The sequence below is a fragment of the bacterium genome, assembly GCA_036504735.1.
GTDB lineage: Bacteria > Electryoneota > RPQS01 > RPQS01 > RPQS01 > DASXUQ01.
In genome coordinates, this window is the sequence record DASXUQ010000002.1 from 316,135 (window position 1) to 338,902 (window position 22,768).

At 57.2% G+C, this 22,768-nt stretch carries 20 protein-coding genes and 1 pseudogene; 8 read left to right on the plus strand and 13 right to left on the minus strand.

Going from position 1 to position 22,768, the window contains the following annotated elements; translation table 11 throughout:
• The first annotated feature begins 62 nt into the window (after positions 1–62).
• From VGL38_01660 to VGL38_01685, 6 genes and pseudogenes are all read left to right on the plus strand, one after another.
• The gene (locus tag VGL38_01660; protein HEY3294124.1) at positions 63–3,899 is read left to right on the plus strand and encodes a DUF2341 domain-containing protein; all 3,837 of its coding nucleotides are present in this window, start codon (positions 63–65) and stop codon (positions 3,897–3,899) included.
• 247 nt (positions 3,900–4,146) lie between these two features.
• Positions 4,147–7,443, plus strand: a complete 3,297-nt coding sequence (locus VGL38_01665) for a DUF2341 domain-containing protein (protein ID HEY3294125.1) — start codon at positions 4,147–4,149, stop codon at positions 7,441–7,443.
• Between the two features lie 313 nt (positions 7,444–7,756).
• Positions 7,757–7,939, plus strand: coding sequence for a KGG domain-containing protein (locus VGL38_01670; protein HEY3294126.1), 183 nt, complete (start codon positions 7,757–7,759; stop codon positions 7,937–7,939).
• Between the two features lie 384 nt (positions 7,940–8,323).
• Positions 8,324–8,464 (plus strand): annotated as a pseudogene (locus VGL38_01675) (KGG domain-containing protein).
• 77 nt (positions 8,465–8,541) lie between these two features.
• Positions 8,542–8,706, plus strand: coding sequence for a stress-induced protein (locus VGL38_01680; protein HEY3294127.1), 165 nt, complete (start codon positions 8,542–8,544; stop codon positions 8,704–8,706).
• A 258-nt stretch (positions 8,707–8,964) separates the two neighbouring features.
• Positions 8,965–11,715 carry a T9SS type A sorting domain-containing protein gene (locus tag VGL38_01685; protein HEY3294128.1) on the plus strand — a complete coding sequence of 917 codons (2,751 nt, stop codon included), beginning with the start codon at positions 8,965–8,967 and terminating at the stop codon, positions 11,713–11,715.
• 77 nt (positions 11,716–11,792) lie between these two features.
• Here VGL38_01685 and VGL38_01690 read toward each other — a convergent pair whose 3' ends face one another.
• The 4 genes from VGL38_01690 to VGL38_01705 all read right to left on the minus strand — a co-directional run bounded on the left by VGL38_01690 (position 11,793) and on the right by VGL38_01705 (position 14,393).
• Positions 11,793–12,302, minus strand: coding sequence for a DUF1579 domain-containing protein (locus VGL38_01690; GenBank protein HEY3294129.1), 510 nt, complete (start codon positions 12,300–12,302; stop codon positions 11,793–11,795).
• Positions 12,303–12,359: 57 nt separating this feature from the next.
• A complete protein-coding gene (locus tag VGL38_01695) occupies positions 12,360–12,869 on the minus strand; it encodes a DUF1579 family protein (GenBank protein HEY3294130.1) in 510 nt (169 codons plus the stop codon).
• Positions 12,870–13,600: 731 nt separating this feature from the next.
• The gene (locus VGL38_01700; protein ID HEY3294131.1) at positions 13,601–14,074 is read right to left on the minus strand and encodes an SRPBCC family protein; all 474 of its coding nucleotides are present in this window, start codon (positions 14,072–14,074) and stop codon (positions 13,601–13,603) included.
• Positions 14,067–14,393, minus strand: coding sequence for a helix-turn-helix domain-containing protein (locus VGL38_01705; GenBank protein HEY3294132.1), 327 nt, complete (start codon positions 14,391–14,393; stop codon positions 14,067–14,069). The genes VGL38_01700 and VGL38_01705 overlap by 8 nt, the downstream gene beginning before the upstream one ends.
• Positions 14,394–14,566: 173 nt before the next feature.
• On the opposite strand from VGL38_01705, the gene VGL38_01710 reads away from it, so the two are divergent.
• Positions 14,567–15,181: a sigma-70 family RNA polymerase sigma factor gene (locus VGL38_01710; GenBank protein ID HEY3294133.1), complete on the plus strand. Its 615-nt coding sequence runs from the start codon at positions 14,567–14,569 to the stop codon at positions 15,179–15,181.
• A complete protein-coding gene (locus tag VGL38_01715; GenBank protein ID HEY3294134.1) occupies positions 15,178–15,720 on the plus strand; it encodes a hypothetical protein in 543 nt (180 codons plus the stop codon). The genes VGL38_01710 and VGL38_01715 overlap by 4 nt, the downstream gene beginning before the upstream one ends.
• Before the next feature lie 491 nt (positions 15,721–16,211).
• On the opposite strand, the gene VGL38_01720 is transcribed toward VGL38_01715, so the two are convergent.
• The 9 genes from VGL38_01720 to VGL38_01760 all read right to left on the minus strand — a co-directional run.
• Positions 16,212–16,808: a Swt1 family HEPN domain-containing protein gene (locus tag VGL38_01720; GenBank protein HEY3294135.1), complete on the minus strand. Its 597-nt coding sequence runs from the start codon at positions 16,806–16,808 to the stop codon at positions 16,212–16,214.
• Positions 16,805–17,494 (minus strand): DUF5343 domain-containing protein, encoded by a 690-nt coding sequence (locus VGL38_01725; GenBank protein HEY3294136.1) that lies wholly within the window; start codon positions 17,492–17,494, stop codon positions 16,805–16,807. Before VGL38_01725 ends, VGL38_01720 begins: the two co-directional genes overlap by 4 nt.
• Positions 17,494–17,682 (minus strand): hypothetical protein, encoded by a 189-nt coding sequence (locus VGL38_01730; protein ID HEY3294137.1) that lies wholly within the window; start codon positions 17,680–17,682, stop codon positions 17,494–17,496. The genes VGL38_01725 and VGL38_01730 overlap by 1 nt, the downstream gene beginning before the upstream one ends.
• 154 nt (positions 17,683–17,836) lie before the next feature.
• On the minus strand, positions 17,837–18,610 hold the full coding sequence (locus tag VGL38_01735; protein HEY3294138.1) for an ImmA/IrrE family metallo-endopeptidase: 774 nt from the start codon (positions 18,608–18,610) through the stop codon (positions 17,837–17,839).
• Positions 18,607–19,035 (minus strand): hypothetical protein, encoded by a 429-nt coding sequence (locus VGL38_01740; protein ID HEY3294139.1) that lies wholly within the window; start codon positions 19,033–19,035, stop codon positions 18,607–18,609. The genes VGL38_01735 and VGL38_01740 overlap by 4 nt, the downstream gene beginning before the upstream one ends.
• A gap of 23 nt (positions 19,036–19,058) precedes the next feature.
• Positions 19,059–19,601 carry a hypothetical protein gene (locus VGL38_01745; protein HEY3294140.1) on the minus strand — a complete coding sequence of 181 codons (543 nt, stop codon included), beginning with the start codon at positions 19,599–19,601 and terminating at the stop codon, positions 19,059–19,061.
• A 306-nt stretch (positions 19,602–19,907) separates the two neighbouring features.
• Complete coding sequence (gene groL, locus VGL38_01750) at positions 19,908–21,545, minus strand: chaperonin GroEL (GenBank protein HEY3294141.1); 1,638 nt, start codon at positions 21,543–21,545, stop codon at positions 19,908–19,910.
• 110 nt (positions 21,546–21,655) lie between these two features.
• Positions 21,656–21,952, minus strand: a complete 297-nt coding sequence (locus tag VGL38_01755) for a co-chaperone GroES (protein ID HEY3294142.1) — start codon at positions 21,950–21,952, stop codon at positions 21,656–21,658.
• Between the two features lie 395 nt (positions 21,953–22,347).
• Positions 22,348–22,768 (minus strand): T9SS type A sorting domain-containing protein (locus VGL38_01760; protein HEY3294143.1); only part of this gene is annotated, 421 nt, incomplete at its 5' end.

The following is a 22,768-nucleotide window of genomic DNA, read 5'->3' on the forward strand; positions in this document are numbered from 1 at the left end:
GCGTTGAATAACATGCCAGCATGCTTGATCCCGAATGAAGGATACCTTCAGGAGAGACCGTATTGAAGCGACCGATACTCATATTTTTGCCTCTTATCGCGCTATGGCTGAGTGCGGGGACGGCGCATAGTCAGAGTTGGTTTGACAATGCGTGGACCTCGCGGCGGCCCATTACTATCAGCAACACCGCACGCACAGTGGATCTGACCGACTATGCGGTAAAAATCACACTCACTACGGCTAATTTTGATTTCTCCCTGGCTCAAGCCAATGGTGCGGACCTGCGTTTTACCGACTCGGACAGCCTGACACCTCTCGCGTATTGGGTTCAATCGTATGATGCGGCGGCACGGAAGGCCGTCGTATGGGTCAAGGTGCCTCACATCCCAGCCGGCTCGACCTGCTCGATTTTTCTTTATAGCGGCAATTCATCCGCGCCGGACGCACAAAGCGGAGCCGCCACATTCCCTCTGTTCTCGGATTTCGATCAGACCTTCAATGTTGTCGCCCCGGCGCTGCCCGGAGCCTTTGACCGCATGATCCGCTCCCCCGAATGCGCGGCGCCGCTCGTGGCCCCGGGGACCTTCGGAGAGTATGACCATTTCGGTTTCCGGGAGCACGGCAATGTGCTGGTGGACAGCACCGAGCCCGATCCCTCCCGCCGTTACAAGATGTGGTTCTCCGCCTACCGCGATTCAATCTACACGACCGACCGCGTGACTCAACTGGGAGCGGCCTTCTCCGCCGATGGGTACACATGGGTAAAGCAGGGGCGGGTCAACCCGTGGACCTACGGCGAAGACCCGTGGGTGGTCAAGGTCGGCGGCACCTATTTCTTATATTATGAGGATAAGACCAATCCCACCTGGGACCGCGTCGGTCTGATGACCTCCACCGATGCCTTGAACTGGACCTATCAGGGCTTCGCCGTACCGCCCGATCCCACGCGGCCATGGATGGATACCAGCCCCAGTTCGCCCACCGTCTGGGTAGAATATGGCGCGACCGATACCACGTGGTATGTTTACTTCGAAGGCAAGGGAAGCTGTCAAAATTGCGGCGGTGGCTCCATTGGTTTGGCCACGTCGCACGACGGCTATCATTTTACCGTTTATGGACAGGATCGCATCATCCCGCTGGGAAGTACCGGCCAGTGGGACGATGGCGCGATGGTGCCGGACAATATCATCAAGATCAACGGACAATACTGGCTGATCTATCATGGGCTTTCCAACTCCAATCCCAATTGGAAGGCGGGCTTTGCGGTCAGCAACGACCTGATTCATTGGACCAAAGTCACCAACGGTTCCAACAACCTGAATGCCTCAGATACGGGGGACCCGCAGCTTTTCTGGGACCGGAACGGAGCCCTGCAGGGCACCGAGTGCATCGACTATTACCCGGTCAACCGCAGTGGCATCTTCCGAACCTATCTGTGCCGGCGGGATACCGCACAGTGGCCGTACAACAGCGTGTTCACTCTGGTGCAGAAGGGCAGTAATTACGGTCTGGCCAATGATTCGGCGAGCGTCCTGACGCTCAGCGGCGAGGCGTTTCTGCGGTCTTCCGCCAGCATCGTCAGCACCCAGCGCTTCACCGACGGCTTCTCCATCGAGATGAAAAGCAAGTGCCAGAACTATGGCACGGGCAGTCCGCCCTATTGTTCGGTAGCCATCGGGTCAGGCGAAGTTGTGGACATGAACGTAGGCGGCGTGGCACAGTGGGAGACCACGGTCCTTCAAAGCGGTTACGCCTGGTTTACCTCGGGCAGCGGCGTAATGGTGCGGATGCCTGCCTCCGGCGGCAAGACCGTACTCTCGTCCTGGTCGCCGTCCCCGGGGCTGATGCAAAATTACAACATCCACCGCTTTATCTACGATGATACGGACAGCTTGAAATGGTATGCGGGCGATACACTACGCGCCGCCTTCCGTGATGCGACATTCCGTACCGCCAACAAGCGGGTGCTGGTTTCGCAGGGAGAGTACGTTTCCGGTGCGGGCGGCGAAATGTCCCTCGATTGGATGTTCGTTCGCAAATACATCCATCATGAGCCGTCCACTCTGGTCGGAAATTCGGAGAACCATGCCTTCGTGCATCTGACCACTCCCAACGGCGGAGAGATTTGGCAGGCGGGGTTGCCGGCAACGGTGACATGGACCAGCCGCGGCATTACCGGTCTGCTGCGCCTCGAACTCAACCGCAATTTTCCCTCGGGAACGTGGGAGATGGCGGCGGACAGCCTGGCCGATACCGGCACTTACTCCCTTACTGATAATGGGATAGCATCTGATCACTGCCGTATCCGCCTGAGCGCGGTGTCCGATATGCTTTCGGATATGTCCGATGCGGACTTTCATATTCTCCCGCGCCTGATGATTACCTCGCCATCGGGCGGCGAGCGCTGGCTGATCGGAGAGGTTCATACGGTGCAGTGGCAATCGTTCGGCATCGGCGGAGCGATCCGTGTGGAGCTTGACCGCCATGCTGCCACCTCATCCTGGGCTATTCTTGGCGACAGCCTTCCCAATACCGGCAATCTGAGCATCACGGTGGCCGGGCCGGTATCGGACAGTTGCCGGATCCGCATCACGGATGATGCCACAGGTTTCACCGCCGTTTCCAATTCCGTCTTCTCCATTTCCGGAGCGACGATTCAGGTGGTATCTCCCAACGGCGGTGAAGAGTGGAAAGTCGGCGTGCCCGGCACAGTTCGTTGGACCAGCCAGTTTGTGTCCGGCGCCGTGCGCGTTCAGTTGAACCGTGACTATCCCGATGGTCCATGGGAATCGCTGGCCGACAGTATCGACAACAGCGGACAGTATGATGCGGAAATCATCGAGCCGGTCTCGGATCATTGCCGGGTGCGGGTGCAGGAATTAGGCGATACTCTGAATGATCTCTCCGACGCGGATTTCCGGATTATCCCCAATTTGCTGCTGGTTGCGCCCAATGGCGGGGAGCGCTGGCGGATCCATGAAACCAGCACGGTGCAGTGGATCGGCGCGGGCTGGCCGGGACTGGTGAGACTCGAAATGAACCGCAATTATCCGCAGGGTGCGTGGTCGCTGCTGGTGGACAGTCTGCCGAACACGGGTATAACCTACATCGACGCCGGCGATTCTCTTTCGGAGACCTGCCGCATCCGCATCAGCACATTGGGCACCAATTTCGAAGATGTTTCGGATTCCGATTTTTCGATTCTGGCCTCCGACGGACTCCTGGTGTTGGTGCGGCCTAACCAGCCGGGACTGCCGGTGACCAACTGGGATATCGGCACGGTGGAATGCCCGATGGTGGCCAGCGATACCTTCATGCTGCGCAATCTGGGCTCGCAGGACGTGAACGTGTATTACTCGCCCGAGCCGGCCAGCGGCATGTTCAGTGAGCGCAGTTCCTGTGGGGATTACATCACGCTGCCCCCGGGGCAGATGAGCGCCTGTGACATGGTGCTGACCTTCGGCCTGCCGGACCACGACGGCCTGTTTGAGGATACTCTGCTGATTCCCACCGACGCCGCCAACCAGAACGGCGGCTTTGTCCGCATTCCGCTCTCGGGACATCGCGTGACCACACCCCCCGCGCCGCAGGTGACGATCAGCATGGAAGGGGACGACGCCCGGCTGACCTGGCCTTCGGTCACTCAAACCGCCGGTGGATGCGCGCTCTCGTCCGTGCAGTACAATGTGTACGGTGCGCTTACGGCGGACGGACCCTATGATCTCCTGACCACTACTCCGGACACGACCTATCTGGATCCGGGAGCGGTGCAATCCACTCAGCACAGACTGTATGCCGTCACGACGGTCACCAATAATACCGTACTGCAGCTTGCCGGAATGCCCCACGGAAATTCCGGCGGACAGAAAAATGGAGGGCGCAAGGTCAGCCTGCATTAACCAGCCACACCCCGAAGGATTTTGCCGAGAGTGCACCCACGTGTACTCTCTCGGCGTTTATGGGGGTGGCTGGACAACATCGGCCAACAGGGATAGGCGTTGCGGTGTTCAGATCAGGCGCGCCCGTCACTGTGAAAAATATCGCATAGACTGGATCTGTTCGAATCAGCCTCGACGTAACGGTCGCTCCTTGCCTTGGCAAGGAACGATGAGAACCCGCTCACAGAGATGATGAGGAGATGGTATCTTGAAGCGATGTGCAAATCTTAGTTTACTTTTCAGTATTGGTATTATCTGCAGCACGGCGCACGCCCAGAACTGGTTTGACAGCGCCTGGGCCATTCGCCAGCCCGTGACGATTAATAATGTCACACATAATGGCGACCTGACCGACTATGCGGTCAAGGTTATCCTGACGGCTTCTGCCTTTGATTTTGCACAAGCCTTGCCTCACGGCGAGGATCTGCGTTTCACGGACAGCGATGGCCTTACCGCGCTGTCCTATTGGATTCAGGCCTATGATCCGGCGGGAGCGTCGGCTACCATTTGGGTCAAGGTGCCGCAGATTGCCGGCGGTTCCGTGCGCAGTATTTACCTGTATTCGGGCAACCCCAGCGCCCTGCCCGCTTCCAACGGGGCGCAGACGTTTTTGATGTTCTCGGATTTCGATTCCACCTTTAACGTGATAGCGCCGGCCGGCCTCGACACGTTCACGCGCGTGGTGTATGATCCGCACTTTACCCAACCGGTCATCCCGCGCGGCCCCGCCGGGTCGTGGTATCACTGGGGCATCCGCGAAGCAGGGAATATTCTGGTGGAGCCCTGGGATCCGAATCCCAATCACGTCTACAAGCATTACTTCGGCGTGCTGCATGACTCGCTCTGGAACAACGACGTGGACATGCGCTCGCTGCTCGCCCAGTCGTTCAGTGCCGACGGCAGAACGTGGTCTCCCCCGGAACTCATTATGGATGCCTCGCAGGGCGGCGACACCATCTATGGAGACCGCCCCACCGTCGCCTTTTTCAACGGGCTCTATCACATGCACACCGAAGGCAAGGTTGCGGAACTGGCGCACACCGGGCCGGAGAAGGTGGAGCACTGGACATCGCCCGACGGTGAGCATTGGACCTGGCAGGGCGTGGCGGTAGACACAAGCACGTCGCAGCTCTACCGGTTTTCGTATGTCTCCCATCCCACCACGATAGCTACGGACACAGCGCTGGTGGTGTTCTTCGAAGCCTGTGGCATCTCTGGCGGTGAAGGCGGCAAGACTCCGGGCATGGCCTGGTCTACCGATGGCGTGCACTATTCGGTGCGTTCCGCGCCCGTGTTAGGCCCCGGCACATACGGCGCTTGGGACGGCCCTCCCGGCCACACCCTGTTTGCCGACTATGTCGTGTGGCAGGACTCCGCCTACTGGATGGCCTATCAGGGGTTCGGCAACGGATCCTTTGCCTGGAAGATGGGCTACGCAACCTCGACCGATCTGATTCACTGGACCCGCTATCCGCGCATGTCCGGTCTCGATATCTACACCTACGGCCCGCAAATCTGGCTCGACCGCGACGGATCGCTGCAATGCTTCAAGGGCGGCTCGCAGAACATGAGCGGCTCCGGCAGTCAGAACTACTTCGGAAATATTGTGCTGCGCGATACGACAAAGTGGCAGTACGGAAGTCAATGGCGATTGTCCAACTTCAACGCCAACCATGGACTGGCCAATAGCGCCGACGGAGTGATCCAGTTGGCCGCAGAGGCCTGGGTCACCGGCACACGGGCGATGATCAGCGTTCCCGCGTTCTCCAGTGATTTTGAGGTGATGGTACGCCATAAGGTCCTGAACGGAACGGTTAAACAGCGGTCCACACTGGCTATCGGCAGCGGTGCCTTTTCCACGGTCAGTCCGGGAGCATGGAATCTACCGTGTCTGTTGTCCGGATATATGTTCACCATCGAGGGCCGGGGATTCGTGCGGCGGATGGCGGCCAATGGCGCTCAATCGCAATTGGCGACGATGCTGCTCCTGAACCGCGACCTCTCCGACTATGCCGTGGAGAAGCTGTCTTTCTTCTGGGACGCGCAGCATGGGCGGGATTCTTTGATCTGGACGATGGCCGATTCGGCGGTGTATCGCGCCAGCCTCGATTCCACCGGCTATCACGCCAATGCCAAGAAGATCATGCTGGCCGAAAGTGAATTTGCGGATTCGACGGGCGGTGTGCGCTACATCGACTGGGTCGCGGTGCGCAAGCGTGTGGACCGTGAGCCGGCCCTTCAGATTGGCACGCCGGAAATTCACCGCTTTGTGCGCGTTGTCACTCCCAACGGCGGTGAGATCTGGACTATAGGCGTGCCCGCCGGAATTCAGTGGACCGGCCAAGGGGTATCGCATCCGCTCCGGGTGAGTTTGAACCGCACCTTTCCAACCGGAGATTGGGAGATTCTGGCTGATAGCGTGGTTGACCCCGGGCCGCTGACGGTAGAAGTCTCCGGGCTACTTGCCGAGCATTGCCGGGTGCGCGTGGAGGTCATAGGAGACACTCTGAGCGACGTGTCCGATGCGGATTTCAGCATTCGACCGGATGTTCGCCTGCTAACCCCCAACGGCGGCGAGCAGTGGCGAATCCATGAGACCCACGCCGTGCAGTGGATGGCGATCGGCTGGCCGGGGCTTATGCGGCTGGAACTGAACCGATCCTACCCATCGGGAGAATGGACGCTGCTGGCGGACAGTTTGCCGAACAACGGTGCGGCCTTTGCGGATGCGGGCGAGACGGTTTCCGACGCCTGCCGGATTCGCCTCAGCACCCTGGGCGCCGATTATCAGGATATGTCCGATGCTGACTTTGGGATTACCGCCTCGCAGGGATACCTCGCGCTGGTCCGGCCCAATCAGCCCGGCGTGCCCATAGTGAATTGGGACGTCGGCACGGTGGAATGCCCTTTCACGCCCACGGATACATTCCTCCTGCGGAATCTTGGACAGCAGGATGTAACGGTCTACGCGGTGCCGCTTCCTGCGGACAGCGTCTTTTCCACGCGCAGTTCCTGTGGGGATTACATCACACTGCCCCCGGGGCAGATGAGCGCCTGTGACATGGTGCTGACCTTCGGCCTGCCCGATCATGACGGCCTGTTTCAGGATACTCTGCTGATCCCCACCGATGCCGCCAACCAGAACGGCGGCTTTGTCCGCATTCCGCTCTCGGGACATCGCGTGACCACACCCCCTGCGCCGCAGGTCACGATTATCATCGATGGCGATGATATCCGCCTGCACTGGCCGCCGGTCAGCCATTCTGTAGCCGGATGTACGCTGCCGGACGTATGGTACCGGGTCTATGCCGCGCCGGCTTGGGGAGGGCCCTTCACCATAGTGGCCAACACCGGTGACAGCAGCTATGTCGATGCGGGAAACGCGGATCTGCCGCAGAGCAGAGTATACATGGTCCGCACCGTGACCAGTGCCATGCTGCAACTGTCGACGCACCCTCAGGCACCGGCGGTTATTGCGCCGCAACACCTTGATAACACCGAGTAATCGCTCGCACTCTTCTGCCTGCCAAAGGGCGCACAGACGTGCGCCCTTTGCGTTTCCCGCAGATGAGAGTTCGATACGAATTATAGGATTTGCCAATCCCGTTAGGAATTACTCTCACGTCATACGCGATGGTCCAAAGTGTGGTTAAATTCTGCTCCCGCTTCGGCTTAGATTCACCACATGAGGCTCCACAAGTGGGAACTTTCATATAGCGGTTTTGTGTAACAAATAGCTTGCCGAAGACATTCTGGCAAGCAAGCGACACATTCGTGAATAATTTAGAACGATTAAAGTGTATCAGGAGAATGTAATCATGGCACCGGAAGAACGTCAGGGTATGTCCCGTGAAGAAGCTGGGCGCAAGGGCGGCCAGAGCCAAGGCAAGGAGAATAATCCGGGCAATTTCGCCAATGATCCGCAGAAGGCCAGCGAGGCCGGACGCAAGGGCGGCGAGCATTCGCACGGCGGTCACGGCCGCGAGCCGGGAAATCGCTGATCACGGCAGTAACTAAGCGGTAAAGATGTTAAGTCTGGCCGTGAAGATAGATCCAGCCGTGTTAAGCGGCAACTATGTTGAGGCCGAAATGGCTTCTTAGCATGAACGTCCATTGCAAGGCGATGGACGTTCTGCCTAATAGGAAGAACCGGCGAACATCATCAACGACGAGGGAATCATGGCAGGTAATAAGCGGGGCTCCTCTCAAGGGGGCAGTAACCGTAGCGGCGGTTCCACTACTCGATCTGGGGGCAATTCCGGCGGTTCCGGACGCGGCCAGAGTGGTGGCGGCAAGGGCAAGTAGGGAGATGGATGACAGCGGAGACAATCATGCCAGATCAAAAGCAAGACGGGTCGAAAGCTGGAAAAGGGTCGATGAGTGTGGCCGAAGCTGGACGTCTCGGCGGCCGAAGCCAGGGCAAAGAAAACAATCCCGGCAACTTCGCCAATGATCCGGAGAAGGCTCGGGAGGCGGGCCGTCACAGCCATGACAATGATTCGAACCGAGGCGGTTCCGATCACTGAACTTTTTTCCGCGGAATAAGTCAACTTCGCGGATTGTTTGACCATCGTTAAGCCATCATAATCACGGAGAGACAATCATGCCAGATCAGAAGCAAGGATCACAAACCGGCCAGGGTCAGAACAAAGAGAATATCCCGGGCAATATGCCCAACGATCCCGGAAAAACCGGCGAGGGCGTCCGCAAGGGTGGGCAGCAAGGCGGGCAGCAGGGCGGCATGGGCGGTCAGCAAAGCGACCGTTAACCGATCTGCCGACACGGCAATGGAAGAGGGCAAACCCCGCAAGGTTTGCCCTCTTTTTATTTGTTGACTTTTCGCTCCACAATATAGCAAACCATACTTAGTAGCACAGGATGTGATTTTTAGGTAAAAATCCAGAACGATTGCTTGCATTTTGCGGTAGCAGGCACCTTATTGAGGTAACACGCGAGAGCAAACGGTCAGCAGCGACCGTCGAGTGGACCTTCAGCACACCTCCAGAACAACATGAGGCAGCACATCATGATCCGCACATTTTGGTTTGTTCTTTTTCTTACGGCGTTTGCAGTGCAGACGGCTTTGGCGGCCGCCCCTTCGGTGTCTCCCCGGACATCAGCCGCAGGGTCTCCCTCCGGTGCCGTACTGCATGGGACACGCCACAGCCTCGATGATGTCATCTTCTATGAGGATTGGGAAAGCGGCACGCTGGATGGCTGGACACCGATTGATCTGACCGCCGCGCCGAGCATGTGGCATCTGGACAGCTACAACGCGTTCGGCGGCAGCGGCACATCCTGGTGGATGGCCGATCCGGCGTTGCACGGCTACCGCAACGGGTGGTACATGGTGCTGGACTCCCCGCCGATCCAGCTTCCGGCGAGCGCCGGCATGTTCTTCTGGCATCGGTATAGCTGTGAGACACCCGGCGGCGAACCTGCCGGCTACAACGGCTGGGACGGGATGAACCTCCGCATCTCCACCGACGGCGGCTCGTCGTGGTCGATTGTCCCCTCCACTGCTTTGAGTCCGGCCTATGATCGCACAAGTCTTTACAGCTTTGGGTTTGAGCACCAGGAGGGCCTGAACGTTCCCGGCTGGTGCGGCGCCCGCACGGCGTGGCATCTTCAAACCGTTGACCTGAGCGCGTGGGCAGGGCAAAGCGTCATGCTGCGCTGGGCCTTTGCGTCAGACGTCGCCTACTCGACGCCCGACAATCCGGCCATGTTCGGCTGGATGGTGGACAACATTCGCGTCTATGCGGCGGGAGGTGATACGATCTTTGCGTCGAATGCGGATAATGCTGCGGACTGGAGCACCCAGTCCATCACACCCACCGGGGGTAACTTGTGGCGCATAGCTACCGACGCTACGTCTCCCGCGGGAGAACACATTCTGGCGTGCAACAATGCGGGCACGAACCTGTACAACAACAACATGAATACGGTGATCGAGTCACCGTATGTGGATCTGCGCACGTTCAATGGGCCGGTGGAGGCCGACCTCTGGGTGACCGGCTCCCTTTATGACTGCGCGGAATTTCCCGATTGCGATTACTGGGGCATGCAGGTCTCCATCGATTCCGGTGCGACGTGGTGTCACATCTCGAATCCAACTTGTGACGTCAATGGCCAAAACTATGTGTACATCGATCTGCCGGTGACGTGGAGTCTCTTTAATCAGACATACCTCCCTGTCATTGACCTCACCTCGCTCACCGGCCATGTGCTGAAGTTCCGGATTGCCCTGCAGACCAATTCGGCCAACACCGATTACGGCCCGATGTTCGATGGCTTTGTAGTCTCCGGAACAAACCTCTGTTCGGGAGCAACGCTCTGCTTCCCGCAGGATCCCGCCGAAGTCGAGCCCAACGGCAACTGCATTGCCGATGAGATGCGCATCCTCGATCTGGCGTGTCTGTCCGGATCAACCGTCCATTATGGCGGCATCATCTGCAATGTCGACGATATCGATTACTGGCGGGTGCCGCCGACCACACCCGGGCAAAGAACCGTTGTCAGACTTTATTCCGGGCCGGGGTGCAGCACCTATCCGCCGCAGGGAATCCGTCTCGGCTGGGCCACGCTGCCCAATGGAGATTGCGGCACGAGCGCCTATCCCATCGGAACTCCGCTGTACACGTTCGGCGGATGCGATTCTGTCTGGAACGGCGGTTGGATTACCGTGCGGCCCACGTCAGCCTATACTCCGGGGCAACCGTACCGGCTGGAAGTCACCACCGAACCTGTGTCCTGTCCGGCAGAACCGATGCCGAACCAGCATTGCATCGGTCCGTGCGTGGGACCGATCACGGATCTGTCCACCGTGGTTTATCCCATCGTCGTGGCGGCTCAATATCACATTACCGATTTGAATGTGCGCGTGGATTTGAATCATCGCCGCGACCGCGATCTGTTTATGTATCTCATCACTCCGTGGAACGACACGCTTGAACTGTCCACCGCGAATGGAAACTCCGGGCAGAACTATTCCAATACGGTCTTCGACGATCAGGCGAGCACGTCGATCACCACGGGGTATCCGCCTTACTGGGGAAGCTACCGTCCGGAAGAATTTCTGAGCGCGGTGAACGGTCACAATGCGGCGGGCATCTGGCAGATCCTGATTCGCGATGCGCAGGCGTCCTATGGTGGTTACCTGAATTGCGCGTGTCTTGAATTCCAGTACGATGAGATGCTGCCCGTGGAGATGACCGCGTTTACGGCAACGTCCGCGGAGCGCGGCATTGCATTGAATTGGGCAACGGCATCGGAAACGCGCAATGACCATTTCGAAATCTGGCGCGGTACATCCGCCGACGGGGAGTTCTCCCGGGTGACGACGGTGCCGTCGCAGGGCGCGTCAGCCATTGAGCAGCGTTATGAGTTCACCGACACGCACGTGACGGCGGGAGAGTCCTACTGGTATTACCTGTCGGACGTCGATGTGAACGGTGCGCGGACGGAGCATCGCGATAGGATGGCTTCGGCCACGTGGCAGTCGGCGGCGCTGGCGCTGGACTATTCGGTGGCCGCGTATCCGAATCCCTTCAATCCTTCCACCACACTCTCCTTCACGCTGCCGGTGGCGGCGCATGTGGAGCTGCAGGTATATGACGTGGCGGGACGGCTGGTGCGCACGCTGGCAAGCAGTACGTTTGACGCGGGCCGCCATACTCTGAGCTTCGATGGCGCGGAACTGCCTTCCGGGCTGTATTTCTCGCGCCTGACGACGTCAAACCGTGTGATGACTCAGAAGCTGCTGCTGCTGAAGTAGCCGCCGGGAGATTTCTTCTAAACAGAACAGGCGAACTCATCCGAGTTCGCCTGTTCTGTTACGCCTTGGTGCCTCCGCTACTTGCGGCGGTAGTGGATTTCCATGGTCTTGCGTTCTTTGCCGTCGGGGCCTTTCTCGTAGGTCTCGAAGGTATGCTCGTTGTCACTTGCGAAATGGTAGACGCCCTTCGACTCCACATCCTTGCGATCCGGACGATCCGACTTGCCGGTCATGGTGATGGTCTTGCCGTCCGGGCCGGCGGTGCCTTCGCCCTTGAAGATGGCGGTGCTCATGTTGTCATTCCACGTCTGCCACCAGCGGCCGCGGTTGTTGTCATAGCCGATCATACCGTGGCCTTCAAAGGGCATGCCCTGAAAGTCGCCGCGGAAATCTTCCACCAGCACACGACCCCCAAGGATCATCTTGTAGCTGGCCGTACCTTTGTTTTCGGAGGGCGGCTCATCGGGGTTCATCCACGTGCGGAGGATGACATTCCACTCGCCTTCATGCCGCGCGAGCATCTGATGTTCTTTGCCGGGCGTTCCGCGCTTAATCCATTCCTGCTGCATGGTTTCCTGCTCTGCCATGGTCTCTCCCTTAGTGATTTGATTACCTGACGGATTTATGAGGGTGTGTGTGAAACTCTATTTGCGGCGGTATTCCATCTCGAGGGTGCGGGACTCTTTGCCACTGGGGTCTTTCTCGAAGACTTCGAAGGTGTGAAGGTTGTCATTCACAAAATGAAAGACGGTGCGGCGCGGGACGTTCGTGCGGTTCAGTTCGTGCCGGTCCGTCATGCCGGAAATGGTAACTGTTTTTCCGTCGGCGCTGGCCGTGCCTTCGCCATGATAGAGACATGTATCCCAGTCCGTCCATGTCTGCCAGAATCTGCCGCGGAAGTTGTCATGGCCCATGGTGCCGAAGCCCTCGAAATCCATGTCCCCGAACTTGGCGTGCAGTTCTTCTGTCAGCAGGCGGCCGCCAAGCAGCGACTTCACGATTGCAAGGCCCTTGGCTTCGGCTGGCGGATCATCGGGCGACATCCACACACGCATCACGGTATTCCACTCCCCCGCGAGTTGCGCGAGGATCACATGTTCCTTTCCCGGCTGGGCGGTCTTCATCAGATCCTGCATGGTCTCTTGTTCCGGCATGACTACTCTCCTCATAAATGCTGAAAGTCTGAAAATAAGAAGCCAAGAGCTATAGAAGCCAAAACGGATACGTCTATACCTGCTCACGCACAGCAGGGCAGATTTGATCCGGCATCTTTACAGAAAGTGCGGGCACGGCATGCCGTGCCCCTACGGCAGAAAAAGGGGCGAAATGAGTGCTGCAGGGCATCAAATCGCTTTCGGTTCGGCCTACCGACTGATGGATGGTTGAAGCACCTTTTCGCAGAATGCACGGGTATAATATAACATCTGTTCAAGAAGAAGACAAGAAAGAATTGAACTGATGCGCAAGTGACGTGTGCGCTTGAAGGTGAGTTGTGAAAATGGGGGCAATAGAGTTGGAAGAATCGGATTTTCAGGCGGTTGGCTGGGTGTGGAGGATGAGGATGTTTGGGGGAAGATGGGGAGGCGAGGGAGGCTAAAGAAAGGGCGAGCCTTGCGGAGCTGGGCCGGATGATTCATGATGGCGGTCGAATCTGAGATCCGCCCCTCCGACAACCGCCCGTGGACGGTTTGGTGACCCGTCAGGCGGGCGCACAATCGCGCCCCTACGGTGGGTGTGGATGGTTTGGTCTTCCCGGACGCAGCAAGCTGCGCAACTACACGAGGTTTATTCAGTACAGAGGGATGAGTGGTGGCCGGCAGTCTTGAACCGATCCCTACGACAAGGGCGAGCCAAAAGCCCGCCCTTTGTTCGGATATGGAAAAGTTCAGGCTTCCTGTTTAGCCGCTTTCTCTTTTCCGAACCAGGTGGCGAGCGGGCGTCCGGTTTCGAGGAAGGACTTCATGCTGGAGAGCACGCGCGGCCAGCCTTCGGTGATGCCCTGCTCCATGTTGGATCCGGGTTCGAGGTCATCATGGGTGACGGTGAGGCGGACCATATCCTCCATCGGCTCGATGAGGAAGGTGACGCGGCTGTGCCCGGCGGGGACATCGCGGTCCTGCGGAGCAGCCCAACTGATGACCAGTTTGCGGGGCGGCGTGGTTTCCAGCACTTTGCCCACCAGATCTACGGTGTGCGCCGCATCGGTCCGACGATGCTCCCAAGGGGAACCGGGCTTCCAGTCGGACACATTTTCATGTTCCCAGTACTGGCGCGTTACGGGCCCTTCGGTGATGGCTTGCCAGACTTTTTCGGGGGTGGTGCGGATGTAGGTGACGTATACGAATTTCGTTTTACTCATTACGGCCTCCTTCAAGATCCTGCTTCAGGTTACTTAATACTTGCAGACGATTACTCTCGAATTTCTTAATCCAGCGATCATAGATTTCATGGATAGGAACGGGGTTCAGGTAATGAAGCTTTTCCCGACCGCGCCAGACGGTGGTAACAAGGTTGGCGGCCTCGAGCAGCGCCAGATGCTGTGCCACCGCCTGCCGGCTCATCTTCATGCGGGAGCACAGGTCGCTTAAGGTCTGGCCGTTGTCGTCATAGAGGCGGTCGAGCAACCTGCGGCGGCTGGGATCGGCGAGGGCCTTGAATATTTTGTCGTCGTCTTTCACGGCGCCTTTATGCAAGTATTTACTTGCATGTTAGATCTTGAAAAACCGCCCCGCAGAGACGAAGCCGCGGGACGGAAGGTACCAATGTCGTAAATGTAACGACGGATGCGGGAAAAGGGTTCCCGGAAAACGGCCAAGAATGCAACCTTGGGGCGGGCCGGGGGTTTTACGGGATGAAGACTGTCAATTCCACCGGACCGATTATGCCATCCAAGCCGTCCTTTACCGAAGTCTACGAGAGCCATTACGACCGGATCTGGCGGTTTGTGCTGCATGCCACGGCAGACGTGCACATGGCGATGGAACTGACGTCGCGCGTGTTCTACCGCGCGGTGCGTGCCTGGCCGCGCTATGAGATGTCTGCGGCGCCGGTGGAGGTGTGGCTGCTGCGGATTGCGGTGAATGAATGGCGGCGGGAACTGCGGCGGCGCAAACTGTCGCGGTTGCTGCCGCTGCCTGAACCCTCTGCCACGGACTGGGAAGCGGAGCACGTGGATTTGACGGAAGTCAACGCCGCCGTCGCAGCGCTGGAGAAGGACGAAGCCTACCGGTCACTGCGCAGAGCCATTGCGGCCCTTCCCGAAAAATATGAAACGCCGCTGCTGCTGCACTATTTCGAATCGCAGACGTTTGAAGAGGTCGCCGCTGTCCTCGGGCGGCCGGTTGGCACGGTGAAATCCCTGGTTCACCGGGGCCTGGCGAGACTGCGGCAGGATCAGGGCCTGCGCGAGAGTCTCGGTTTGTCCTTCACTGAGGCAAGACCGCAACCCACGAAAGGCCAAGTATGAAATCCGTAGAAGACCGTCTGAAAGAGGTGCACGCGCCGGACGTGCACGTCGAGTCGCACCGCACCCAGTTGGGCTACCGGCTGATGCGCCCCGTTCCGGCCAGAGTCCCTCTCTATCGCCGCAGAGCACTGGCACTGGGAATGCTGGCGATGGTTCTGCTGGGCGGGTTGACCGCCGTCCATCCGAGTTGGGCAAAAGATATTATCCACTTAGTGCTGATCCGCGAGAGCAAGGTGACGACGCAGGATGGGCACAAGGCCACCGTGCGCACGTATCAGACCGATGCGCCTCCCGGAGGCGGCACCACACATGTCACGGTGAACGGGGATGGATCGGTTTCCGCCACGCAGACTTCGGGCACTGATCCGGCTCTGGAAGCGATGCATACCGAAGCCGAAGCCCAGGTGCGCAGCGGGCAGGCGGTGCAGTTCCTTGTGCAGGATGGCATGCGCTTTTATCGTGTGACGCTGCGCGATGGGCGGCACATCACATACACCGCAGGACCGGGAACGAGCTGGAGTATTTCGACGGGACAGTAACGATCCACGGCAATAAGGGGAGGCGGGCCGATGCAATCGGCCCCTACAATGAAGGGCGAGCCGATGCGGCTCGCCTTTTTTTGTGGTCTTTACACGGAAATTATTTTGTACCAAACGAACCCCCTTACCCTTAGAAAATGCTGAAATTCTGCAACTCTGAAAGGCTGAAAGGAAGGCATTTTTCGGCTCTTTTTGGGGCAAAGAACGGGTGAAAATGGGTTTGGCGGAAGAGCGACGAATTGGTTGTGTTCCGGCTGACCTCACAGCTACAATATAACATATGTTCAAGGGGAAGGCAAGAGAAAAGTGAACCGATGTGCAAGTGCTGGTCCAGACTGAAGGTGGATTGTGAAGGCGGGGGCAGGCTGCGGGGAAGGGGTTGAAGGCTTTGGGGTTAGGGATGGGTGAAGGATGGGGTGGGGTGTGGGGGGATGGGGAGGCAAAGGAAGAAAGTAGCCGTTGGCTTCGCCGCATGTCTCGGACCGTACCAGTCACTCCATCAGTCGAAACCAGTCCCGAACACTCAGGCGAAGTCGAAGGGCTTCGTCTTCCGCAAGAGTGCAGCAATGTGCTATCGGCCCTCGCAGAGTGTTCAGAGCAGACATGACCTTCTCTACGGCTTTCTGGCTGTTTAGGATTGACCCAAAGGCGTCCCAGTTCACCTTGATAATTTCGGACAACTCGCCAAAGTTGGTATAGTCTAGCGGCTCGTTGGATCGACGTGTGACACCCGAATCGCGTTCTCTTTGCATTCTCATTGCGACATCGTCTCGCAGTTTTGAAGGCACTTTATCGCTATTCCACCAATCGGCACCATGGACACCTTCCATCGTATCGCACACAAGCTGGCGGATAGTGTTTTCGAGACAGTAGAACACCTCGTAATGCTCTGCCATGCTTGAAGCTTCTTTACGTAGTGCTTGCTCAAATTGTGGGTAATATGTGCTGTCAATCTCGGCGAGTCTCGGAGCAGTCCGTCCCAAATCAACACCTAAGTCAGACTCGACTTTCGACAATTCGTTGTCAATGAGTTGGTGCGTGACTCCAAAGAGCTTCAACCTTTCTGTTGTGGATAGGGTTCGGTTCATCGGCTGAGGAGATGCTCCTTAAGACTTTTGAAGATCGCGTTGAACACATTAATATCGGAAGTCGCCGGCAGATTTAGGGTGATCGTGTAAGAAAAGTTGAGAGGCAACTCTTGACCGGACTCTTCTTCGTGTCCGTTGAGCACTGAGGGTTGAATGGACTGCGACCCGTTGCTCGAGGCTGGAGGCAGTGGCTCGTTACTGAACGATGCCTTTGAGCGGAGTGTTTTGAAAGTAGTGTGGATTGCCCCCACAATCCTGTTATCCTTCTCGAGCCCGGTAATCTGCATGATGATGCCGCGCAGATCTTCATCACCAAGCTGATGTGCCTTCTCGTTGATATTGAATACTTGAGGATACGCACGCCGCATCGCTTCACCTAAGGCGTGGCCTGAGCTGCTGGGGTTACGAAATCTGCTATAAAGTTCAGTGGGAGTGCCATCGCCCTTGAGAAGCCCTATCTTCTTCAAGAACGGCATGAGGCCACGCGCGGTGCCACCTTTCATCAAAAGGGTGTTCTCAAGGAACTCTGTTGTGAACTTCATTGGCACTGCTGCCGTCTGGATCTTCTCCAACATTTTGAGCAGCGTACCAGCATTGGTCGTGTACGGCAAGTTTTCAGGCATCTTGAAGACCTTCTTGTATATGCAAAGGGCGAACCAAAGGTTCGCCCTTTGCAGTTGCGTCATTACTTTCCACTCTCGTTCTTCGTCGGGTCGACGATTTTCAGCGTCTGGCCCTTCTCTGGTGTTGGCGGGATAATGGTTCCTTTGGGGATCGTGCGCTCGACACCAGTGTGGCCGCCGCGCGGGCCGATGATTTCGTACTGGCCAGAACGCGGAGCGGTCTGGCCGGGTTTGAGTCCTTTGTCAGCCATTAGACAATTCCTTTCTGTTTTGAAACGCGTGACCGAGAACCTGATGGGCTTCGGCCAGACCGTTTTTTAAAACAGGCCGGAGTCCGGAACAATGATGATTGAGCGGATGAAGCTCGTTGTAGGTATGTGAACGCCTTGCCTGGAGTGCTAGCTGTTATGGTTCCCAGATCAGACTAATCACTGTATTCATGCTCTTTAGGTAGAGTGGGCTTTCACACACCTGCTCGTGCCAGTTGGTGGTATCGCGTAGCCAAAGGTCTGAAGGCAGGATTCCAGTTGACTCGTCATCGTCTTGTGTCAGGAAGTAACTGCCAGCCGATGTGTCGTCCGACACTGTCGTTCCAATCGGCAAGATCTCATTGAGCGAAACGGCTGATGATGCTCTGAACCATTTCACCCTTCCGTCAGCTACGACGTACATTATGAGTCTATAGGCGGCGAGTTCTACGAATCTCACACATATCGAAGTCCACGATGTCCCGAAATACTCTGCCTCATGGCGAACAAGAGCCGCCGTGGCGTTTTGACCCTTGGTCCTCGTGCGGAAGTCATCCTCCGGCATCAGTAGCTCAGCCCCAAATGAGTTGGCTTCGAATTCTGCACCGTTCGCTTGGTACCAAGGGAGGAACATTTCGTCGGTGCAACTGAACGCCGATTGAAGCTCACGATGCAAGAAGAAATGACCTAGCTCGTGCGCGATGGTAAAGCGATAGCGGCCTTGACTTGGAGCTAATGCCTGGTCTACCGAAATCACCGCTCGCTCATTGCTGCGCAAGAGAGTAGCCGTGGTACCAACCAAAGCCTTGCGCTCCACGTTGACATCAAACACAGCAGCGAAGTCCTCTATGTCCATTTCACACAAGCGCAGGGAGCCGTATTGTGTCAACAACTGTTGCGCTTTCCGTCGCGCGACAAGCGTACTACTCATTCGCCGCTCTCTGACCTTGAGATTCTCTCGAGTTCTCTCAGAATATCGGCATCCTCTAGCATTGATCGCATAGTGGACTCATCCATGCGTTCGAAGTCTCTGAATGACGGTTGGAGTTCGGCTTGCGAAGGCTCAAACATGGCTTTAACACGGGTTCTCAATTCCGCGGTTGATAGCGAATCATATCTCCCTCGGATTCTCGATGCTACTCTCTCGAATAGAGCCTTCTTCACCTTTGCCGCCTGAACAACGTGTTGTCCCACTAGAGTCTTGACTCGCGAATCTATTTGCACGAAAAGTGTCTTTGGGTCGTCTCCAATTTCTCGAATGCGCTCGTCGAGAGCTTCGGGATGTTCCGCATAGAAGCTCTCAAACGCCCTCTCGATATACTCGAAAGAACTCGGGATTTTGGTTTCACCACACATTTTTGCTCCTCTTGTATCCTTGGTTAGCGACCGCTCAACAATCGTGGCAATCTTTTCATCGCATCAATGACTCTCTCAACCGAGATTTCGGTCGCTTTCGATATGTCCGCAACTTTCTCGTGTCCGTCCAAAATGGCAAGGAGAACCATTTCGCAATCACTGTCACCGGATACGCGATTAAGCAATTCCTTGATATTGTCCTCAGTTTCGGCGAGTTCCTCAATAGACGGGCCTGAAAGCGGGGCAAGCTCAGTCTCGCCTTCGCCAGTCTCTTTCAGGTACTCCCAGGAGATGTCCTTTGCGGACTTCTTAGCACGCGTATTACTGAGAATGCTGCGCATCGTCCACTTGAGATGCGTTATGATACTGTGGCCCGATTGGGGATCCCACGGCCGCGCTTGGGTGTAAACCTTGAATACGGCCTCGGCAACAAGCTCCTTTCGGGCCTGTTTGTCCAAATCCGGATAATGAATGTCAAGAAATACATACAACTGCTTGTAGATCGATTCCCAATGCTGAGCATCCATCAGCGCTTTGTACGGTGGATCAGGTTTGTCAGGACTCATTACCGCTCCTTGATGTTTCTAATACCATATACTATTTAGTTTCGAATTAGCCTTATCGCTAATAAGTATATGGACTTAGGAAAAGTTCATTTCTATCAAATAGAGGTGACTCTTGTACCCGGGTGACTCGAAGTGGCAGGTTGCGACCTCCATGCTGCGAAATGCGACAGTGCGGGAGGAGTATTCAGACACATGGAGACGCTGAATAGCCAATAGAATAGCCTTTGTCGGTTGACTGAGAATTGACCTATGAAACAAGACGGGCGGCCCTTTGTGGCCGCCCGTCTCATGGTCACTGGACGAAACTTAGTAGTCCATGCCGCCCATACCGCCGCCGCCGGGCATGGCCGGGGCTGCTGCTTTGGGCTCCTTCTTCTCGTAGATGGCGCAGTCGGTGGTGAGCAGAAGGGCACCGACGGAGGCGGCGTTCTCGAGGGCGACGCGCACGACCTTGGTGGGGTCGATGACGCCGTCATCAATCAGGTCGCTGTAGACTTCGGTGGCGGCGTTGAAGCCGTAGGAGTACTGGCCATTGTTTTTGACCTTCTCCACGACGACGCTGCCTTCCCAGCCGGCGTTCTGCGCGATCATGCGGATCGGCTCTTCGAGGGAGCGGCGCACGATGTTGACACCGAGCTTCTCATCGCCTTCGAGCTTCATATCATCGAGGGCCGAAGCGGCACGCAGCAGGGCCACGCCGCCGCCGGGGAGAATGCCTTCTTCGACGGCCGCGCGGGTGGCGTGCAGCGCGTCTTCGACACGGGCCTTCTTCTCTTTCATTTCCACTTCCGTCGCCGCGCCGACCTTGAGCACCGCGACGCCGCCGGCGAGCTTGGCCAGACGTTCCTGGAGCTTCTCGCGGTCGTAATCGCTGGTGGTGTTCTCGATCTGCTTGCGGATCATGCCAATGCGGCCCTTGATGTCTTCGGGCTTGCCGGCGCCTTCGACGATGGTGGTGTTGTCTTTGTCGACCAGAATACGCTTGGCTTCGCCGAGGTCGGACAGCACGGCATTTTCCAGCTTGAAGCCGGCTTCTTCGCTGATGACGCGGCCGCCGGTGAGGACGGCGATGTCTTCGAGCATGGCTTTGCGGCGGTCACCGAAGCCGGGGGCCTTGACGGCGACGCAGCGCAGGCGGCCCTGGAGCTTGTTGACGACGAGGGTGGCGAGGGCTTCACCTTCGACATCTTCGGCAATGATGACGATGGACTTGCCGACCTGCGAGACCTTGTTCAGCACGGGAACGAGTTCGTTGATGGCGGCGATCTTCTTGTCATAGATCAGAATGTACGGCTTCTCGAGTTCGACGTCCATGCTGTCGGGATTGGTGACGAAGTAGGGCGAGATGTAGCCGCGGTCGAACTGCATACCTTCGACGACTTCGAGGGTGGTCTCGGCGGACTTGGCTTCTTCGACGGTGATGACGCCGTCCTTGCCGACCTTGTCCATAGCATCGGCGATGAGCGTGCCGACTTCCTTATCATTGTTGGCGGAAATCGTGCCGACGGCGGCGATGTCCTTCTTGCCGCTGACCTGCTTGCCATTGGCCTTGAGGTGAGCGACAACGGCGGCGACGGCCTTGTCGATGCCGCGCTTGAGGGACATGGGATCGGCGCCGGCGGTGACATTCTTCAGGCCTTCGGCGATGATCGCCTGGGCGAGCACGGTGGCGGTGGTGGTACCGTCGCCGGCGACATCACTGGTCTTGGAGGCGACTTCGCGGACCATCTGGGCGCCCATGTTCTGCACGGCGTCTTCGATTTCGATTTCCTTGGCGACGGTGACGCCGTCCTTGGTGACGGTGGGCGCGCCCCACTTCTTCTCGATCACCACATTGCGGCCCTTGGGGCCGAGGGTAACCTTGACGCTGTCGGCGAGGATGTCGACACCCTTCTTCAGCGCGGTGCGGGCTTCCACATCAAAGGTAATGATTTTGCTGGGCATGGTATTTGGAATCCTTGTAGTTGACAAATGAAAAACGAGAAATGAAAAACCAAAAAGGAGAGACAAACCCGAGATCCTTCAGCCTTCGGCTTCAGGATGACCCTGAAGGGTCATTTCTGGACGATGGCGAGGATGTCGGTGCGGGAGACGAGGAGATAGTCTTCGTTGTCCATCTTGAATTCGGTGCCGCCGTAGCGGGCGTAGACGACGCGGTCGCCGACTTTGACGATGTCGGAGAGCTTCTTCTGCTTGCGATCGGCGATTTCGACGTCATCACCGACGGCGACAACTTCACCCATCTGGGGGCGTTCTTTGGCGGTATCGGGGATAATGATGTTGCCGATGCTGCGGGCTTCTTCTTTCAGCGGCTTGATCAGCACGCGCTCGTCAATGGGGGTAATTTTCATGGATGGGCTCCGTTTGGATTATTGGATTGAACTTATGGGCAGGGTTATTAGCACTCTCTGGGTGCGAGTGCTAACCATCCTACAATATAAAAAGAGGAAAGTTCCTTGTCAAGCATAACCCGATGAGGCGGATAGCGTGTTTTCTAAGCTTACGAAATCGGCGGGGAAAAGTGGCAGAAGTCCTCTCCGCAGGGCGGAAAGGCAATCAGGGGATCAGAAAAACCAGAGGGGAAAAGGATCCCACGGAATTGTTCAAGGTTCTTCAAAAAATACCGGATCATCACCCTGCTCTAACCGGGCTTTGCCGGAGCACTTTGGGTAGGGCAGGCTCCGAAAAAGAGCAAAGGCCAGAAGGGCGTGCCCCTCTGGCCTTTGAGTAAGCAGGTTTGATTTTTTTACTTGATCAGTGCCATCTTCCTGGTCTGGGTGAAGGAGGCCGATTCGATGCGGGTAAAGTAGATGCCCGCGGGCAGGGAGGCCGCATCGAACAGTACGGTGTGCGTTCCGGCGGTGTAGTTCTTGTCCGCCAGAGTGCTCACCACACGACCGGTGACATCGTAGACCGTCAGCTTAACCTTGGCCGCATCCACTAAGCTGAAGGAGACGGTGGTCGTGGGGTTGAAGGGGTTCGGGTAGACGCTTAAGGCATACTCCACCGGCACCGGGGTCGACAAGGCCGTGGCCGAACGCAACAGGTTGCGGTGTTCGCGGCGGTCACCGTTGATGGAGACATCGGTCAGATAGTAGGAATAGGTGGTGCCAGCCACCACATCGGCATCGAGGTAGCTGTACTGCTGGGCCGTGCTGGAATTGCCC

What these genes read in the sequence shown, in the direction of transcription:
- VGL38_01740 (HEY3294139.1), bottom strand. Translation starts at nt 19,035, where the DNA reads ATGTGTGGTGAAACCAAAATCCCGAGTTCTTTCGAGTATATCGAGAGG.
- VGL38_01720 (HEY3294135.1), bottom strand. Translation starts at nt 16,808, where the DNA reads ATGAACCGAACCCTATCCACAACAGAAAGGTTGAAGCTCTTTGGAGTC.
- VGL38_01725 (HEY3294136.1), bottom strand. Translation starts at nt 17,494, where the DNA reads ATGACGCAACTGCAAAGGGCGAACCTTTGGTTCGCCCTTTGCATATAC.
- VGL38_01690 (HEY3294129.1), bottom strand. Translation starts at nt 12,302, where the DNA reads ATGGCAGAGCAGGAAACCATGCAGCAGGAATGGATTAAGCGCGGAACG.
- groL (HEY3294141.1), bottom strand. Translation starts at nt 21,545, where the DNA reads ATGCCCAGCAAAATCATTACCTTTGATGTGGAAGCCCGCACCGCGCTG.
- VGL38_01680 (HEY3294127.1), top strand. Translation starts at nt 8,542, where the DNA reads ATGCCAGATCAGAAGCAAGGATCACAAACCGGCCAGGGTCAGAACAAA.
- VGL38_01755 (HEY3294142.1), bottom strand. Translation starts at nt 21,952, where the DNA reads ATGAAAATTACCCCCATTGACGAGCGCGTGCTGATCAAGCCGCTGAAA.
- VGL38_01685 (HEY3294128.1), top strand. Translation starts at nt 8,965, where the DNA reads ATGATCCGCACATTTTGGTTTGTTCTTTTTCTTACGGCGTTTGCAGTG.
- VGL38_01730 (HEY3294137.1), bottom strand. Translation starts at nt 17,682, where the DNA reads ATGGCTGACAAAGGACTCAAACCCGGCCAGACCGCTCCGCGTTCTGGC.
- VGL38_01710 (HEY3294133.1), top strand. Translation starts at nt 14,567, where the DNA reads ATGAAGACTGTCAATTCCACCGGACCGATTATGCCATCCAAGCCGTCC.
- VGL38_01695 (HEY3294130.1), bottom strand. Translation starts at nt 12,869, where the DNA reads ATGCCGGAACAAGAGACCATGCAGGATCTGATGAAGACCGCCCAGCCG.
- VGL38_01670 (HEY3294126.1), top strand. Translation starts at nt 7,757, where the DNA reads ATGGCACCGGAAGAACGTCAGGGTATGTCCCGTGAAGAAGCTGGGCGC.
- VGL38_01745 (HEY3294140.1), bottom strand. Translation starts at nt 19,601, where the DNA reads ATGAGTCCTGACAAACCTGATCCACCGTACAAAGCGCTGATGGATGCT.
- VGL38_01700 (HEY3294131.1), bottom strand. Translation starts at nt 14,074, where the DNA reads ATGAGTAAAACGAAATTCGTATACGTCACCTACATCCGCACCACCCCC.
- VGL38_01735 (HEY3294138.1), bottom strand. Translation starts at nt 18,610, where the DNA reads ATGAGTAGTACGCTTGTCGCGCGACGGAAAGCGCAACAGTTGTTGACA.
- VGL38_01715 (HEY3294134.1), top strand. Translation starts at nt 15,178, where the DNA reads ATGAAATCCGTAGAAGACCGTCTGAAAGAGGTGCACGCGCCGGACGTG.